The organism is Paenibacillus sp. ISL-20, from assembly GCF_018613005.1.
GTDB lineage: Bacteria > Bacillota > Bacilli > Paenibacillales > Paenibacillaceae > Paenibacillus_AQ.
Genome location: NZ_JAGGRD010000004.1, coordinates 25,386 through 42,503, shown reverse-complemented (window position 1 = coordinate 42,503; position 17,118 = coordinate 25,386). Strand labels below are relative to the sequence as shown.

Below are 17,118 nucleotides of genomic sequence, written 5' to 3'. Positions count from 1 at the left end.
ATTATGTCACTGCATCCCCTGTTCGACAATGCAAAAAAACGAAGCTGTCCCGAGCAGCCATGTCATGACTTTAGGGACAGCTCCTTCGTATGATCCCATGAACAGTGACCGACCTGTGGATCGGCTTTTTATGGACACAGTACGGGATGCCGTACTAGCTAGATCGGAGCAGGCTCCAGTACCACAGCATCATCAAAAGCTACGCCTGCCGAAGTGGTCCGGAATCCTATTTTCCCTGCTGTCAGTTCCGTTTCGGCATTGGTCCATTCCACTTTTAATTCTCCATCCACATAACCTTTCATTCTGTTCCCTTCAATGGAAGCCTTAAGCGTATACCACTGGTTCGCCTGAGCTGTGAACGGGGTACTGGACACAAGGGTCATGACGTTGTCCACGGATTTGTACAACTCCAACTTTTTAGCTGCTGAATGGATTCGGTACATATAAAAATTATCCGCATCCTGTACCCTGAAGATAATGCCTGCATTTGCATTGGTGATGGGCATTTTCACTTTGGCTTCATACGAATAATCCGTCCATGAATCGCCGGCGGTAATAAGCGCAGTGGCTGAATGATTCTGAGTCAAGACTTTCGTGCCGTCTGTTGCCACGTTCCAGGAACCTGAAGCAGACGCCCATCCTGCCGTGTTTCCATCTTCAAAATCATCACTGAATCGGATGATCGTAGGACCCGGATTCACGGGAGGTTCATTCACATCCGTGACATGGATCGTAAAGGTCTTCTCAATATACAATCCGCCTGAATCTGTGCTCCTCACCCGGATACTGTAGCTCTCCTTTGCTTCGTAATCAGGCGTTACAGCAAGAAACAACTTATTTTCCGATATGGTGAAGCTTCTATTGTCCGCATCCCCGTCTCCTGGTGTCAGCATATAAGCAAATGTTTCCTCCGCGTCAGGGTCGGTAGTGGAGAATGTTCCGACCATGCCTCCTGCAGTTGTGTTTTCAACAACACTGTTGTGTGAAAGGGCAATCTCCTCAGGCACTTTATTGATGAGGCTAACCACGGCATCGTCAAAATGGACACCCGCCGAGGTGGTCCGAAATCCGATCCCCCCAGCCGTCAATTCGGTGACAGGATTGGTCCATTCCATCTTTAATTCTCCATCCACGTAACAGGATATCGTGTTCCCTTGCATAACCGCCTTAACCTTATACCACTGCTTCTCAATAGCCGTGAACGGCGTACTGGTTACAAGCGTCAGTTGTCCATTTATGGATTTGTACAACTCTAGCTTTTGATTCGATGAATTGATTCGATACATATAATAGTTGTTTGCATCCTGCACCCTGAAGACAATGCCCGCGTTGGCATTGGTGACGGGTATTCGCATTTTCGCTTCAAACGCGTAATTCGTCCATGAACCCCCGCTATTAGCGGTAATCAGGGATGTGGTTGTCTGGTTTCCGCTGGACAACACTTTATTCGTGCCGACTGTCGGTACGGTCCAGCCGCCTGTCACTGACGTCCAACCCTCCGTATTTCCGTCTTCGAAATTGTCGCTGAATAGTGGCGGCTTGGAATTGGCAAAGACGATACCATTTACATTGTTATTAACGGTAACATTCAAGTCGTCCAGGGTTGTTGCCAGCTTGCCTCCAACATAAACATCTGTGAACGTGACGCCGTTAACCATTCCGCCTTTCGTGGCATTCCCGGAAATTCTGGATTTCTGAGTGCCGGTCTCGCGAACATTGATGTTCTTGACTACAACATTGCTTACATCGCCGGAAGTGCTGGTGGAAACTCCAAGCCAATAGTTCCCGAATTGATTGATACCGACGCGTTCGATGTCGATATTTTCAAACGTAATATTTTGGGCGTAACCTTCCTCCGGGAGAGTATTCAGTTGGTATCCATGATCAATAAGCAATGCTCGGGCGCTTTGATACACATACGAATTTCGGATGGTTACGCCGATTTGCGGCTGGGCTACGCCCATGCCAATCTTGAAAGCAGCACATCTTGTCCATGCAAAAGCGTCATCAAAGACCACATTTTCCAAATGTTCTAGCTCGCCCGGCCAGTCTTTAGACATCCCCGTCTGCAGCCAGGTTTTAGTGGAATAAGTGTCATCATCCGATATGGCTATCGAATGTTGAACAAGCACGTTCTGACTCTCGTTGATATCGATAACGTCATTCTCGATTTTGTATAAATCCTGGAATCCCTTGAGATTGTTTATGGTCACATTGTCGGAACGAACCACCATAAACGACCAGAAACCGCCATCCCGCAATATTAAGCCGTCAAAAGTAAAATTGGATGTTGCGATCGGAACGAGCAGGTTATTGAGGAACCCTTCATTTTTATTCGGAGCCGGCATCTTTCGCTCTCGCATCGCAATACCTTTTCCATCAATGGTTCCCCGTCCCCGAATCGTAATATTGCTGGAGTCTACGGCAGTACGAATAAAATACGTTCCATCCGCATTTCGTGAATCCTTGCGAAAATCAATCACGTAGTCTTCCCCTTTGCCCGTGCCGACAATGACGGCGCCCCCAGCCAGGTAAAAGGTTACGTTGCTTTTTAATGTCAGGTTCCCGCTTTTATAGACACCGGCCGGAACGAATACTACGCCGCCGCCGGCTTGATGGGCGTCATCGATCGCCTGCTGAATCGCGTCCGATGCCATCCATCTCCCCGTGTTATCGGCGTTGTATGGAGACTGTGTCACATTATAAATCCCGGCACCTGTGGACGGGGGAATATCCGTCTCCAAGGGATCTGCTGCGATGACAATCTTCTTCTTCTGGTCATTGATTTTCACGATCACATAGGTTGATGATGAAAGCGAGAACGTCAGCTTGTTCCCGTTAACCGTGCCTTCGATGCTTTTAGCCTGAGGACTGATGGAGAATGATGTAATCGGCTCATTGTTGGTAACTTCGATACGGACCGTGCCGGAAAAAGAAAATTGGGCATAGTCATAGTCAGCCAGATAACTGATTACAGGAATCGCTTCGTTATCTGCCTTCAATGAAAACACGCTGGATGCGGTATAGATGGATGGCATCGGGTAATTTTGTATCGTGGCCAGGGCAATGGCGCTCTGTGCCAAAGATACCGGATCGGCGGCATCCGTCACATCCAATGAAGAAATATAATAGCTATCAATTTCGGCAGCATGAGCAGTTCGGGGTAAAAATCCTGTGATCATAACAGCAAGCACTATCAACAGACTAACTGCTTTTCTTGTAATGGTAAGCATAAAAGCATAAATACCTCCTCAAGATCATTTAACTACCCACCGATAAAAAGGCAGCTCTGTTCGCCCCATTGTATCCTTGTTTACGGTCTTCTTGAAGGCGCTAACATTTTTTTGGAAGCAAGCAGCTCAATTTCTGATGTTCAATTCCCCCTCCATCAAAACTTTTCACTCACCATGGATTATAATCCCTGCCCATAAAAAAAGGAGTGGGGCAAGCCCACTCTCCAGGGATACATTTTAACTGTTCTCCATGCACGCAGGGCATGTTGAATTCCGAAACGGAGCAAGTTGGTTCTCGTTGGTGAAGACTATCAAAACCTAAATCAAGAAAACCATACGCTGTGTAAAAGTTTGACACAAAAATTTCCCATTCGGAGGTTCCCAAATGTTTACAACAAAATCGAAAATGCAAATTAAATAAGGTCTTTTAATCGGCCAATGTTCTCGTCACGCAGTCGTTCTTGTCATCATCTTGAGTTTTATAAGCCATAGTTTCATTGCCATATGCATCAAAATGAACAATTCGAATCACACCACTTGGATTTATATTGAAAACCACCCTCTCATCAATGTCCTTAGCTAAACATGTTATTGAATTCGCTTGATCTGATACAGGGTAAATTTCATACTTAAACCATGCTCCATGATTCTTCCGCATAAATAAATACAATTTGCAATCTTCATAGGTTACGATGATGGTCGAGTTTGGATTTATTCCATATTCCCGAAATACTTTACAGAATAATCCAACCGATATTTTAGGAATATCCATATCGATTAACTGAACCAAAGATTCTTGCATATTTCGCTCTAAATACTGATCTTGCTCTGTGAATAATCCATACTCATAAATACCCTCAAGTTGCTTCATTATAGATTCGTTAATGTGTATAGGGTTTGTAATTGCTAGTTCTTGCAGCTCTCCCCCATAAGCTATCTCAGCTAAGCACTGGCTAATACGTTGGACAGGCGTTAAATCAAAATTACTCAGTACGATAATAACAAGGTCATCGTTAACATAGCGGTTGAAATCAGACCCAAAACCATTCATACTTCCAAAATGCCCAATTCGTTTCCTTGGTTGATTATTAATGATCTGTTCATCAATAACCCAGCCATAACTTCCACAGTACGTAGTGTATTGGTCAAAGAGGATCTTAAGAGAATCTTTGTTGACCAAAGTATTGGTATAAAGGGCACGATCCCACAAATATAGATCTTCAACCGTAGAATACATTGCACCGGCACCGAGGTGAAGAGTCATATCTACATATTCAGTATGAATTTTCTCTTTGCACACGGAATAACCAGAAGCAAGATTTTTTATAATCGTCCTACAGTCCTCAACTCCTGTATTTTCCAAATGTAGAGGCAGGCAAATTTTTTCTTTTATATATTCTCCATAGGAAATCCCCGATATTTTTTCGATAATTGCACTCAGTAAAATATAAGGAGAGCTGCTGTACCTATGTTCTTCCCCCGGCGTAAATTCCAAAGGTATATCCTTTATCATCTGAATGGTCTCTTCAATTGTTGAATAAAGCCTTTGCGTTTGTTCCCAGTATCTAGGGAAGCCCGGATAATCTGGGATACCGGAAGAATTAGATAATAAATGATGTAATGAAATTAAAAGTCCGTTTGGATAATCTTCTAGGTGTTGACTAATGTAATCCTGAATATTCAGTTTCCCCTGTTCTTGAAGTTGTAATATTGCCATTGCAGTAAAAGCCTTCGTGAGTGAACCGAGACGAAATTTTGTTTTCGGTGAATTTGGGACATTATGTTCGAAATTTGCCATACCATAGCCTTCGCTTAATAGTATACGACCATGTTGAGCGACTAAAATAGCACCATTAAAATAGCCACGACTTACTAAAGCATCCATGTAACATTTTAATTTTAGGCTAGTTTCATTTTGGTTCACTTGATTTTGATTATTACTCATATTTTTATTTCCTCCTATTTCTTTACGATTTTAGAAGGAACGCAAGTATACGGGGAGTAGGAGACGAAATTTGGGAAATAAAGAAGCGGAATACCCTAAGGGTTCCGCTTCGGCTCATCAAAATAAATTGATGCCTTGCGTTCCCGTAATGGTCAAAATAGGCAGACGTATCCCTTGGTTAAAAATGAAGGATTTTCTGCACTAAATAAATTGATCGACCATTACAGGTAAGCTGGCATACAACGATTGCTCCTTCCAATATCTCCTATTTTAAAAATACATCCATATTATTCCTGAGTCAATAAGTTTATTTTTCCACTATCCTGCTGCTCGTTAGTTCAACGATCGAAGCGCTTTAAATTGATATGGCCTGATATCGCATTTACATTAAGTCCCGATTTGTTCTAGAAACCTCCCTCATCATTGAAGTGAACATTCATTCTAATTTTGGCTGAAAAATAGTGCCGCTCCCAAATACTCCCCATGGTTACGCCGGATTCATTCGAAGTCATTGGCATCGAGGTAGCCTGCAAGTCATTCTCCCGGAGAAGTCTGAGTAGCACTTTTTTGTGATTTTTTGTATTTGTCGAATATCGCGCTTCTCCTTTCGCATCAAAATCCATCCGCGACTCCCTGCGGCGGCTCTGCTGTCCGCTTGCGGTATTCCTTGGGCGAGAGCCCTGCTACTTTGTTAAACATATGCGTGAAGTAATTGGAATCGTTAAAACCGATGGCTTGGGCGATTTCGAAAATTTTCATATCGGTGCTTTTGAGCAGGATCTTCGCTTTCTGCACGCGCAGGTTTTGGATATAGCCGGTGACGCTTTCGCCAGTTTCTTTCTTGAACAGGTTGCTAAAGTAGCTGGGGTTGAGATGAACATGCGCCGCCACCTTAGCCAATCCGCATTCGTCCATATATTTCTCTTCGATAAACCGGATGGCTTGCTTGACCGGTTTATCTTTTTTGCCGGCAAGCCAGTTGTTATGGGAGAGTAGGAATTCATGGATGTATCCCTGCAGCCAAGCCACAATCTCTTCGGGCGTCTCGCATTTGTAGACGGAACCCCACTCGATGGAACGTGCGGCCATCCGCCATACAGGAAACTGTACTTGCACCAGCCGGAGAAGGGCCGTTGCCAGGAGCAGGGCTTCGATTTTAGCGGTTTGCAGGGGCATACTACTGATCCGCACCTCTTGATCTAGAAGCTCCTTGTTCAAACGGCCATTGTCTCCCGACATAAGCCAAGATACGATTTCCTTCTCCTTTTCGTAAAGTGCCGTCTGGTTAAGTAAAGATTCATAGGCAGTACTGCGCTCAGAGGCCGCCTCCCGGCCCAGCCCGCTGCAATACCGCTCGTAAGCCTGACGCAGGTCCTCCGCCATGCGGCATCGTCCTTGTCCGCAGCAGGCAAGCGCCAGTTTCAGATACTGCTGAATCGAATCGGTGAGGATCTGCAACCAGGAAGAAGGCATTTCCGGCCGGGAATCCGTCCTGTCCACCAATAAAGCCCATTCCGATGAACTCAAGGAAAAAAAACGGAAGCCTCCGCCATACCATTTATGCAAATGCTCCCTGACAATGTTGCCGAGAGCAAACTGCAATAGCGGCATATCCTGGGCGGAATAATGTTTTTCTGAGGAAATATAGGTAGGGATGCTAAGAAAGTAAAGCTCGCATTCCTTCATCCGTCCGAGCAAAGCCTCCACCTCTCCGTTGTTGCAGGACATGCCCATAATCGCTGAGCGAAGCTGGCTGTCCTCATGCTGGCGCTTCCAATCCTCCACCAGCCGCCCGGACTGATTCTCTTCGATCAGCCGTACATAGGTCCGATCGAGCATGTTTAATATATCCGCTTCTACGCAAGGTTTCGTGATAAAGTCCAGCACTCCAAACTTGAGGGCGGACTGGGCGTATGCAAAATCTTTGAATCCCGTGATGATCACAATCTTGGTCCCCCAGCCTCGAGCCTTGATTTCCTCGGCCAGTTCGAGCCCATCCATATGGGGCATGCGGATATCGGTTAACAACAAATCCGGGATGCATTGCTCCATCGAAGACAGAGCGGCCAGGCCATTTGCCGCTTCTCCCGCCACCACCCACTCGGCGGACCGTTTCCCGGCCAGCTTGAGCAATCCTTTGCGAAAATTCGGTTGATCCTCGGCGATAAACAGCTTGGCTTTCATCCATTTCCCTCCTAAAAGTTTTGTGAGCGTTACCTCATGATAAGCTTCGAGCAAATCTCGCTTCGAAAGCATAGGCTTAGTACTCTTGCGGGATCGTCTGAATGGGAAGCTTGATGTGAACGGTCGTTCCTTTTCCCTTGACGCTGGAAATCTCTACTCCGTAAGGAGCCCCATACACCAGTTCAATGCGTCGCAGCACGCTTTTAAAGCCAATTCCCGTTTTGTTGTTCTCAGACAGCGCATCCTCAGCTTCCTTCAAAGCATATAAAGTGCTGTCATCCATGCCGCAGCCGTTGTCAGCCACCTCGATATGCAGCGCTCCATCCCGTAAAGCCGCCTTCACCCTGAGCACCCGGTCTTCATCCATATTTCGGAAGGCATGCACAAAAACATTTTCCACCACCGGCAGCAGCAGGCATCTCATCATCCGCAGACCCAGAAGCGATTCTTCGGCCTGAATGATCGTTTCAATCTGGCCGGTAAACAATTCGGTCTGAATCTTTATGTAATTCCGTATCTGCTGCAGTTCTTCTCCCAGCGTCGTATCGGTCTTGACGGATTTAAGCGAATACTTCAGCATCTCCGAGATGGCGTTGATCAGTAGAGCCGCCTCCGCCTGGTCGTCGTTATACAGCTTCCAATACAGTTCATTGAACAGGTTATGCAGATAATGAGGGTTCAATTGCGCCTGAATGGCTTTTAATTCCGATTCCCGCTGGCTGATCTGGGCCAGATACACTTTGTTGATCAGAGTGCTTACTTGCTCCGCCATGCTGTTGAAGCTCTCACCGATGAACCCGAGCTCATCGCCGGAACGGACGCTAATCCGAGCCGAGAAATCCCCCGAACGCAATTTGCGCAGCCCCCGCAGCAAATCAGCCAGTGGCTTCAGCAAGGTTCTGGTAGAAATCGTAATCAGCAGTGCGCTAAGAAGCACGACGCCAATTCCGGCAATAACAAAGATATGGATGATGTCTTTGTTTTTGCGTTGAATTTCCTCCAGAGAAACTCCTCCATATAACGTGAAGCCTGCCGGTTCCAGACGATGGCGGACAAATAAATAGGTGACCCCACTCATCTTGACATATTGGGGATCGCCGGCTTCGATCAAGCGCATGAGTTGTTCCGTCTCCTCCTGATTCATATTGGCGTAGAGCAGTCCCTCCAGAGGTTCCAGCAGCAGTACCTTACCGTTGCCGTTCTTAGTAAGATCCCGCAGCACTTTGGACACCAGTCTTTCCTCCATGACCACCACCATGGTTCCGTACGGGATCAGCTTATCATTGAGCATCCGTCTGGCGGCAATTAGCACCGTCCGGCGTCCGCCGGGATCGACACTACTAGGCAGACTGGCCCGTCCCCAGACCAAGTTCCCCCGATGCGATTCCAGCTTGCCCATCAACATGGCCATTTCTTCAGGTCCGGGTTCCCCTGACGCCCCATTTTGGGAGCGAATAGCCAAATCTCCATTTTCATTGAACAGAAAGATGGAACGAATCGACGGCGTATCCACTTGCAGCGTGATCAGCTGCTCCTCCACGTACTTACGGTTCTTGTATTGCGTATAGAGATCCCCTCCGGGATCAAGGCTCTCTGTGACGAACATTTCTATAGAAGGGTTCAGTATAATGGATTGGGATACCCGGCTTACCTCTTGGAAGGTGAGTTCCAATCGGGCCAAAGCCTGTTCATTGGCAATGGAGAACTGCTTGCTGATCTCGTCCTCCATCAATTGGACATTTAAGCGGTAGACCAGCCACCCCGCTAATGCAAAGGCTAATGTGACCATACACGAGAGCAGTACAATCAGCTTCAACTTGAAGCTGCCCTTCATTTCTCCGGCAATTCTCCCCGGCCAACTTATCGGATTCAGTCTGGCTCCCTCCCCCCAAACGATGATGTAATCCGATTGTAATCCCTTTCATCCTGAATTAAAACAAAACTTGGCCCGGCTTCTACCGGACCAAGTCCTTATTCTATTCCCAGTGCTCCGTCCGAACTTTACTTTAGTTGGGAGCGGACCATTTCCAGTACATCATCGCCCAGGAAGGCCGTGTCTTTATTTTCTTGATACCACGTATTCATGTATTCCTCAATCTGCTTGCCGCCGCCTTTCTCCCAGGCTGCTTTAGCATCCGCAATAGCCTGCTCGGCCGTATATTTGGACCCGCCTATGATTCCTTTGACAATGATGTCGCTCACTTCTTTGTTCACGTTGGTACTGATAACCACCAAGTCGCTTGTCAGAACCGGCATATGCTCGTAGTGACTCAGAGCGGGATATTTGGCATCCGGATTGAGCAAGAACTGGTCCGCTTGCTTCATCATTTCCAGCCCCGCCTTCTGATCCGGATCCTCCACATTAAATGCCGATACGGAGGTCAAAAATTCATTTTGAGGAAGTGAATAGAACATCGTGTAGTCCGCGGCCCAATCCACTTCCTTCGTATTCTTGTCGGGATCAATCACGATGGGCGCACCGTCCGCTGACTTGTTCCAATGTTCTCCCTCCAGCCCCTTTCTCAATGTCAGCGCTGTATCCGGCTGGAGCATAAAGTTGATGTATTCCATCACAGCCTTGGGATTTTTGGCTGCGGCGTTAACCACGGTTGTCATCTGAATCGGGTTGGTCACGTGATGGGTAAACTGTCCCATAGGGGACTCAGGCTGCATCATCGGCGCAATTTCCGCATCCGGGACCATCTTTCTGATGGTCTTGATATCGGTGACCGTACTCTCAAACCAGTTGTTGATTTGCGGAGGAAGGAATACGCCTACCTTGCCATTCAAATAATCTTTCTTAGCTTTGGAGCCATTCGTGTCTGCCAGGTAATCCGGGTCGATCAGTCTTTCGTCGAACAATCTTTTCTTGAATTTCGTCGCCTCCAGCGTATTATCCCAGCTGCGGATGATTTTGTCGTCAGCCGAGATGGCCCAACCGCTCGAGCCGAACATGGAATCCACCATGCCTCCGGAGGTATAGCTTATATTCGTTCCGTACGTATCCTTCTTGCCGTTGCCGTCAGGATCTTGCTCTACAAAAGCCTTCAAGACTGTAATCAGCTCTTCGGTCGTCTTCGGCACCTCCAGGTTCAGTTTTTTCAACCAATCCACCCGGATAAACGCCACGCTTTGCAGATGGGGCTCGTTAATTTTGCCGATTTCGTAAAGCTTGCCATCCGGCTTGGTGCCCACCTCGCGCAGCTGGGGATACTTCTCCAGCAATTTTTCATATTCAGGGGCATACTGCAAATAATCGTCCAGTGGCAGCAGTTGCTTCTGCTGATATAGGGAATCCCGGAAGCCCGTATCATAATCATTGACCATATCCGGTGCGCTGCCGGATGCGAACATCACATTTAGCTTCTGAGTCGATTCCGACCGGAGCACGGGCACAAACTTGGCCTCCACCGGAGAATGTTCATTAATCCATTTGGTCCAGCGATTCTCCTCCACGGTTCCCTCCGCGGCCGGGATATTGCCTCTGTCATAGTTTGACACGGTAATGACGGGTTTATCTCCGCTTCCCTCCCCTTCTTTTGGCTGGCTGCAGCCGGCAGCCCCCACCGTCAACACGATAGCCAATACTGCGGATGACCAGACCCTTTTGTTCCACTTGGATGTTTGTTTTAACATTTACAAGCTCCTCTCGACCCATGATCTATAATGAATGGATGTGTTTCCGCTAACCTTTAATGGAACCAAGCATAATCCCTTGAACGAAATACTTTTGCAAAAACGGATATACCACCAGCATCGGCACCACCATCACCATTACACCTACCGCCTTCAGTTTCTCGGAGATTAACTCCTGCTGCTGCATGATATCCATCGCCATCATGTTGTCCATGCTCTGAATCTGCAGCATGCTCTGGACAATGACCGTGAGATTCTGCAGTTCCGTCGGATTGATGTAAAGAATGACATTCATGAACATGTTCCAGTAACCAACGCCGTAGAATAACGTCAATGTGGCCAGCATGGGCAGAGATAAAGGCAAAATAATGCGCAAAAGCAGATGCGTCTCTCCGCAGCCATCAATCTGAGCCGATTCCGTCACTTCACTCGGAATGTTTTCAAAGAAGCTTTTCATGATTAACATGTTATAGGTACTGATCAGCCCAACGAACCATAAGGACCAATACGTGTTCGTCAAATGCAGATTGTTCATCACCAGATAAGTAGGAATCATGCCGCCGCTGAACAACATCGTAAACAGCGCGGCCGTTGTGAGCGGCTTGCGGGCATACAGATAGCGGCGGGACAAAGGATACGCCGTCAGAACCGTAGTCAGCATGCTAAGCGCCGTTCCGCCCAATGTGATGATGACGCTGTTGCCAAACGCCCGTAAGGCTGGCGTGTTCTGAAAAAAATATTTGTAAGCGGTGAAATCAAGGCCCACCGGCCAGAACAAGACTTGTCCCAGATCCACTGCCTGCCCTTCGCTTATGGACAAAGCGATCAAATGCAGGAAAGGCAGGATGCAGGTGAGTGCAATGATAATTAAAACCGTGTGAACGAAGACCGAAAAAACCCTTCCGCTAGCCGACTCTCTCAATGCAGTTCCCCTCCCTAAAAGTTTTGTGAGCCTTGCTTTCCGGATAAGCTTCGTACAAAACTCGCTTCGGAAGCATGGGCTAGAATAATCCCTGGTCGAATTTCCTGGCCAGTGCGTTAGCCGACAACAGCAGCACCAAACCGACAATGGACTCGAATAGACCCATGGCCGTGGTCAGACTGAATTGGGCCTTCTGCAGCCCCACTTTGTACACATAGGTGCTGATGACCTCGGCTTTTTCCAGGACTGTGGGATTCTGCAAGTTGTAAACCTGATCGAACCCTACCTCCATCAAGCGACCCATGCCCAGGATCAGCAGAAGGATAATCGTAGGACGGAGGCCCGGCAGCGTAATATGCCAGATCTGTCTCAGCTTACCCGCACCGTCCAAGGCGGTGGATTCGTACAAGCTGGGATCAATGGACGAAAGGGCGGCGAGATAGATAATGGCACCGAACCCCATTTCCTTCCACATCCCGGAGCCGATAAAGATCGTAACCCAGGATTCGATGCGGTACAGAAACGGCACCGGCTCCATTCCCCATTGCTCCAGCAGCTTGTTTACGGTGCCGCCGTCGATCGAAAACAAGGTGAGAACCAGCCCTGCTACGATGACCCATGACAGAAAGTGGGGAAGATAAATAATCGTTTGAATCCAGCGCTTCAGCCATCTTTTTCGAACCTCATTCAGCGCGATGGCGATAATGATCGGCGCGGGAAAACCGAAGATCAGATTCAGAATACTTAAGGAGAGGGTATTCCAGATGATCTGCAGCGTAGCGTCGGACTGAAATAAAATCTTGAAATACTTGAGTCCCACCCAAGGGCTGGACAAAATGCCATCGCGGAAATTGTAATCCTTGAAAGCGATCACAAGCCCGCCCATAGGAAAATACCGGAATATCACGTAATACAGGATCCCCGGTACGAGCATGAGGAACAGCGGAATATTCTGCCGAAACCTCTTGGTCTCGTAAAAGGCTTGTTTGGCCATCGGCACACTGTCCGTTTCGGCGGTCGCAGGTGTTGTTGGCATGTTCTAACCTTCTTTCTTGGTTAATTGCTTTTCGATGATGTTTATACTGTATCTCAGTCCCTCCGGTGCATACCTTAAGAATCTCTAGGTTTTTCTATAGATTTTTTTGTTTTTCGCGTACAGAAAAAAAGGACGCGTATTCGCTCGCGTCCTTTTTTGGCGCTTCCCTTTCCCGTTTGCGTTAGCTTTTCATTTAGACGCCAGGGCTTGATACTTCCTTCTCATTATTGCCGGGACAGCAAGAAGCGTGCGTCCCTAAGTAAATAATTTGCCGCATCGTTCGATATGTGTTTTCCTTTTTGCGCCTGCACCTCGTTAACAAAACTGTTCAAATTGCCGTTCTCCAATTTTTTCTGCAGGCTATTGGCAATTCCGGCATTATCGATCTCCTTGCTCTCGGCAAAACGCGTCACTAATGCCTTTAGCGAATGGATATTTGCTACGGTATAGAACACAACGGTTTTATTGCCTGAGTTGCCGGCTAGATCAACTGAAGACACCACAAGCTCATGCCTTCCTAGCGGCAATGAAAAGAGTGGGATCGTGGTGCCGATCGGATAGGAATACGTATCCAGCGTCACCGTCGTCTTGCTGTTGTCGACCCCTGATGCCGTATCCAGCGTAGTCACTAAAGGGGTCAAATCCTCGCTATCTTCATAGGTGCCGCCATCTCCAGGAATGACAACTTCTATAGTCGGGTCTTTCGTATCCAGCTTAAAGCTGACGGCTTTCGCCATCTCCTCATTCCCTGCTGGATCAACCGAACGATAGGTAACTGTGTAAGTGCCGTCTTGGCTGAATGTGATTGGTGCCGTATAGGTTTGCCAAGTTGTCCCGCCGTCCAGACTGTAGTCGGTTTTTGCAACGCTATCCCGTGGAGCTTTTGCTGACAAACTTACCGTTACCGGATGCGTATACCAGCCATTTTGGCCATTCGGAACTTCTGGCGAAAGAGCCGCGGATGTGATCGGCGCAGTTTTCGATCCTCCCGTAACCATGACTTTGAAATCGTCGAAGTCAATTGAAGCGTTAGCGTAGCCGTCGATGCCGAACAGCTGGCCGGTCAACTTACTGCCGCCTGTATGGCGGAAGAGGAAGTCAGTGGCCATCGGAACAGGATCATCGTTAATATAAACGGTATAAGTCTTGGCGTCCCAGTTTGCCACCATTTTAATTTTGTACCATGTATTGTATGAAGTGTTCTTGACCGGCTTCTTGGCCCCCCCATTCTGTACGATGATTTTACCCGTATCAAAAGCTGTGACCATGGAATAATTGCCGGTGCCGCTGTCATTTCTCACCATGGCACCATTGGCGTACTGAAAGCTGTTGTTTAATCTGGCACGATATTCGATGACGATGCGCTGATCCGCTTCTGCCTTGACCTCGCCTGCAAACGGCAGGAACAAATTTGCCTTGCCCGCAACAGCGGTTGTGGTCAGTCGAAGGAACTTATTCCCGTCCTCTTCTTGCACAGTGGCAGTAGCGCCATTGGTTAGAGCTTCGATGGTAATGCCGTAAGGGTACTTGCCCGTCTCATCGCCGGAGAAATCCCTGTAGGCGTTATAGGTCACGCCATCCTCGGTAAGGTTAAGTGAGCCAAGCAGGGCTACTTCCGCTTCAGCAAGGCGATCCAGCGCCTCCTCAAACTGCTCTTCACGCAGATCAGGGTCTACAGACATCTCTTCCGCATGATCCAGCTCAGCCAAGAGAGCATTATACGCATCTTGACTATAGGTTCCCAACCCTTCGCCCAGCGGATAAGAGAAACCGACTATCCTGCTGCGCATGTTATCTACAATCTCATCAAGACCCCATCCCGGGATCACTTCTACGGAAACGGCAGCAGGAAACTTCTCGCCATTCAGTGTTAATATGACAGGCACCTGAATCGTGCCAAGTGAGTTAAAGTGTATTCCTTCCAGCTTCCAGCTGACCTCGGCGATGCTTATCTCACCCTTGTAATTGACGTCAACAACGCCGGGCAGCCTTGGTGTCACTCCGGAGGGAGTTTTTACTTGAGAAATAATCTGAGGAACCTGAGACGGATCGGGTGTTACTGTTAAGTTGAATTTTGCTTCCTTGCCGCCGTATACGGCTGTAATCACCGTATCCCCCGGCCCAGTGTCATATACCTGACCGGTGACCGTAACCTTGGCCACGTCTGGTTTGCTGCTGAAGTACGTGGCGTCAGCCGACACATCATGGACTTCATAGGTGTTGTAGCGAGCTGTTAACTGCAGTTGCCCTGTCAGCCCGCTGGTCAGGATGTTGTTCAATCCGCTGATGGCAATGGACTGCACAGACTTAGGTTCAGCGGCAACGGTAACCGTGGCTGTGGCCGTCTTTCCGTTATATGTCGCGGTGATCGTGGCGCTGCCTGCCTTGAGTCCTTTGACCCCCATCCCATCAATATCAGCGACCTCTTTGTTGGAAGAACTGAAGGAAACTCCGCTGTCCACAGGGGAATAGGTAGTGCCTGTTACCGTATACACGGGCAAACTGCGGCTTTCACCTAACCCCAGCGTGTACCCCGGAGAATCGAATAGAATTTCCGACGCAACATCAAGCTTGAATATATCCATGCTGTCAATTTCGGCAAGGTTGGCACCCGTCGAGAAACGGATGGTATTGTTGCCTTGTTTAAGATAGACTTTCACCGTGGAGGCTCCCCAACGATTCCAGCCGGAATAGACGATGTTCAAACGGGCGCCGGAACTGCCGTTAACCGACAAGATATGTGAAGCATCCACCCCATTCGATGAGCCGTTGGCATTGCGCACAGACAGCACATAAAATCCCGCCTCTGGCACGTTGACTGTAAACTGGGCATAATCATTGGCGTTCTTGATGTTGGCGATCTTCTTCCCGTCGGAAGCGGTACCTTCCCACCAAACGCCTGGGCCGGTTCCGCCGCTGGGATCTTTCACCAACAGGGCTGCTTCCGCCTCATAGCGCTGACGTGCCGGCTCCCCTGAAGGCTCGGCAATCGGTTTGTTTGGATCGACGGGCTCTCCCAGGTTTGGCGTTCCGTCTGCGTTCCAGATGAATTTCTGCGCTCGGACATTGCGGGTCCACCCTGATCCTGGCCAGCGGGCGGAATGGTAGATAATCCAGTCCTCACTGCCGTCGGGAGAAGTGGTGAGACTGTGGTGACCCGGGCCATAAACGCCGTTGGCGCTGGAGAAAATCGGATTGTCCTGTTTTACCCAGGAGCTGGGGTTCATCAAATCGTCGCCAATCTTGGCCGTGATCAGTCCGAGGCAGTAACTGTCTGTCCAGCTTCCGTTTGCGGAATAGACCAAGTTGATGGTGTTACCGCGTATATTGACTTGGGGACCTTCGTTGATCCTGCCCGGGGACGTTTCCCAATCATGGTCAGGCGTCGAAATCAATACCCGCTGCGAGCTGATGGTCCGTGGATCGCTCATTTCCGCTATATATAGATTTTGGAAACTCCCATCCGTTTCCTCCCATCCGGACCAGATGAAATAGTGTTTCTCATTTACAGTCAGCACAGTGCCGTCGATCGCCCAGCGGTCCGTGGAATCGGTTATTTTCCCTTTGAACTCCCAGGTTCCGGTCATCGGACTCTCACTGGCGTTCTCCAGCACATACATGCGGTGGTTTGCGTTGGTTCCGTTGTCAGCCGCGAAGTAAATATACCATTTGTATTTGCCATCGATATCTTTGTGATAGTGCATTTCGGGTGCCCAAACATTGGAACTGTACATTGTACCCTTAACCGGTGTCCAGGCTAGGCTCCTCTCGCCCGCTTCAATGCCGGTGATGGTCATCGATCTGCGGATCATGATGCCGCTGGCGTTGACAAAGACGTTGTAATAATAGCCGTCCGTATGCTTGTAAACCCAAGGGTCGGCTCCTACCTGCATAATCGTATTATAGAAATTTGACACCTTCGACACCGCCGTTGTCGACGCCGACATCGAATCTTTCGCATCGGGCATCGGCTCTACCGCCGCAGCCGCTCCGCTCCATTGCGGCAGCATCAGCAGCACCGCGAGACAAAGCAGCAGGTACCTGAATCTTTTCCTATCCCATAAAACCGCTTTCAACTTCATCCATCCCCCTGTCATTGATTTTTTTCAGCCATGTCCTCATTCTACTTTCAGAGAAAATTTAAAAAATGTACTATCTTAAA

8 protein-coding genes are annotated in these 17,118 nt (G+C 48.4%); all 8 read right to left on the bottom strand.

All coding sequences use genetic code 11. From position 1 onward, the window contains the following. Positions 1-158: 158 nt before the first annotated feature. The 8 genes from J7E85_RS03825 to J7E85_RS03790 all read right to left on the bottom strand — a co-directional run bounded on the left by J7E85_RS03825 (position 159) and on the right by J7E85_RS03790 (position 17,038). The gene (locus tag J7E85_RS03825) at positions 159-3,233 is read right to left on the bottom strand and encodes a 3-keto-alpha-glucoside-1,2-lyase-like domain-containing protein (protein WP_215155157.1); all 3,075 of its coding nucleotides are present in this window, start codon (positions 3,231-3,233) and stop codon (positions 159-161) included. A gap of 427 nt (positions 3,234-3,660) precedes the next feature. Further along, on the bottom strand, positions 3,661-5,178 hold the full coding sequence (locus J7E85_RS03820) for a serine hydrolase domain-containing protein (RefSeq protein WP_215155155.1): 1,518 nt from the start codon (positions 5,176-5,178) through the stop codon (positions 3,661-3,663). 612 nt (positions 5,179-5,790) lie between these two features. Beyond that, positions 5,791-7,362 carry a response regulator transcription factor gene (locus J7E85_RS03815; protein ID WP_215155153.1) on the bottom strand — a complete coding sequence of 524 codons (1,572 nt, stop codon included), beginning with the start codon at positions 7,360-7,362 and terminating at the stop codon, positions 5,791-5,793. 76 nt (positions 7,363-7,438) lie between these two features. Further along, on the bottom strand, positions 7,439-9,196 hold the full coding sequence (locus J7E85_RS03810) for a sensor histidine kinase (protein ID WP_251035451.1): 1,758 nt from the start codon (positions 9,194-9,196) through the stop codon (positions 7,439-7,441). A 167-nt stretch (positions 9,197-9,363) separates the two neighbouring features. After that, a complete protein-coding gene (locus tag J7E85_RS03805) occupies positions 9,364-10,998 on the bottom strand; it encodes an extracellular solute-binding protein (protein ID WP_215155151.1) in 1,635 nt (544 codons plus the stop codon). Positions 10,999-11,047: 49 nt separating this feature from the next. Beyond that, positions 11,048-11,920 carry a carbohydrate ABC transporter permease gene (locus tag J7E85_RS03800; RefSeq protein WP_215155149.1) on the bottom strand — a complete coding sequence of 291 codons (873 nt, stop codon included), beginning with the start codon at positions 11,918-11,920 and terminating at the stop codon, positions 11,048-11,050. A gap of 79 nt (positions 11,921-11,999) precedes the next feature. Continuing rightward, positions 12,000-12,956 (bottom strand): ABC transporter permease, encoded by a 957-nt coding sequence (locus tag J7E85_RS03795; RefSeq protein WP_213647421.1) that lies wholly within the window; start codon positions 12,954-12,956, stop codon positions 12,000-12,002. 224 nt (positions 12,957-13,180) lie between these two features. After that, positions 13,181-17,038: a family 43 glycosylhydrolase gene (locus J7E85_RS03790; protein ID WP_251035450.1), complete on the bottom strand. Its 3,858-nt coding sequence runs from the start codon at positions 17,036-17,038 to the stop codon at positions 13,181-13,183. Between the last annotated feature and the right edge of the window lie 80 nt (positions 17,039-17,118).

Coding starts and splice junctions, on each gene's coding strand:
- J7E85_RS03825 (WP_215155157.1), bottom strand. CDS start 3,233: ATGCTTACCATTACAAGAAAAGCAGTTAGTCTGTTGATAGTGCTTGCT.
- J7E85_RS03820 (WP_215155155.1), bottom strand. CDS start 5,178: ATGAGTAATAATCAAAATCAAGTGAACCAAAATGAAACTAGCCTAAAA.
- J7E85_RS03815 (WP_215155153.1), bottom strand. CDS start 7,362: ATGAAAGCCAAGCTGTTTATCGCCGAGGATCAACCGAATTTTCGCAAA.
- J7E85_RS03810 (WP_251035451.1), bottom strand. CDS start 9,196: ATGAAGGGCAGCTTCAAGTTGAAGCTGATTGTACTGCTCTCGTGTATG.
- J7E85_RS03805 (WP_215155151.1), bottom strand. CDS start 10,998: ATGTTAAAACAAACATCCAAGTGGAACAAAAGGGTCTGGTCATCCGCA.
- J7E85_RS03795 (WP_213647421.1), bottom strand. CDS start 12,956: ATGCCAACAACACCTGCGACCGCCGAAACGGACAGTGTGCCGATGGCC.
- J7E85_RS03790 (WP_251035450.1), bottom strand. CDS start 17,038: ATGAAGTTGAAAGCGGTTTTATGGGATAGGAAAAGATTCAGGTACCTG.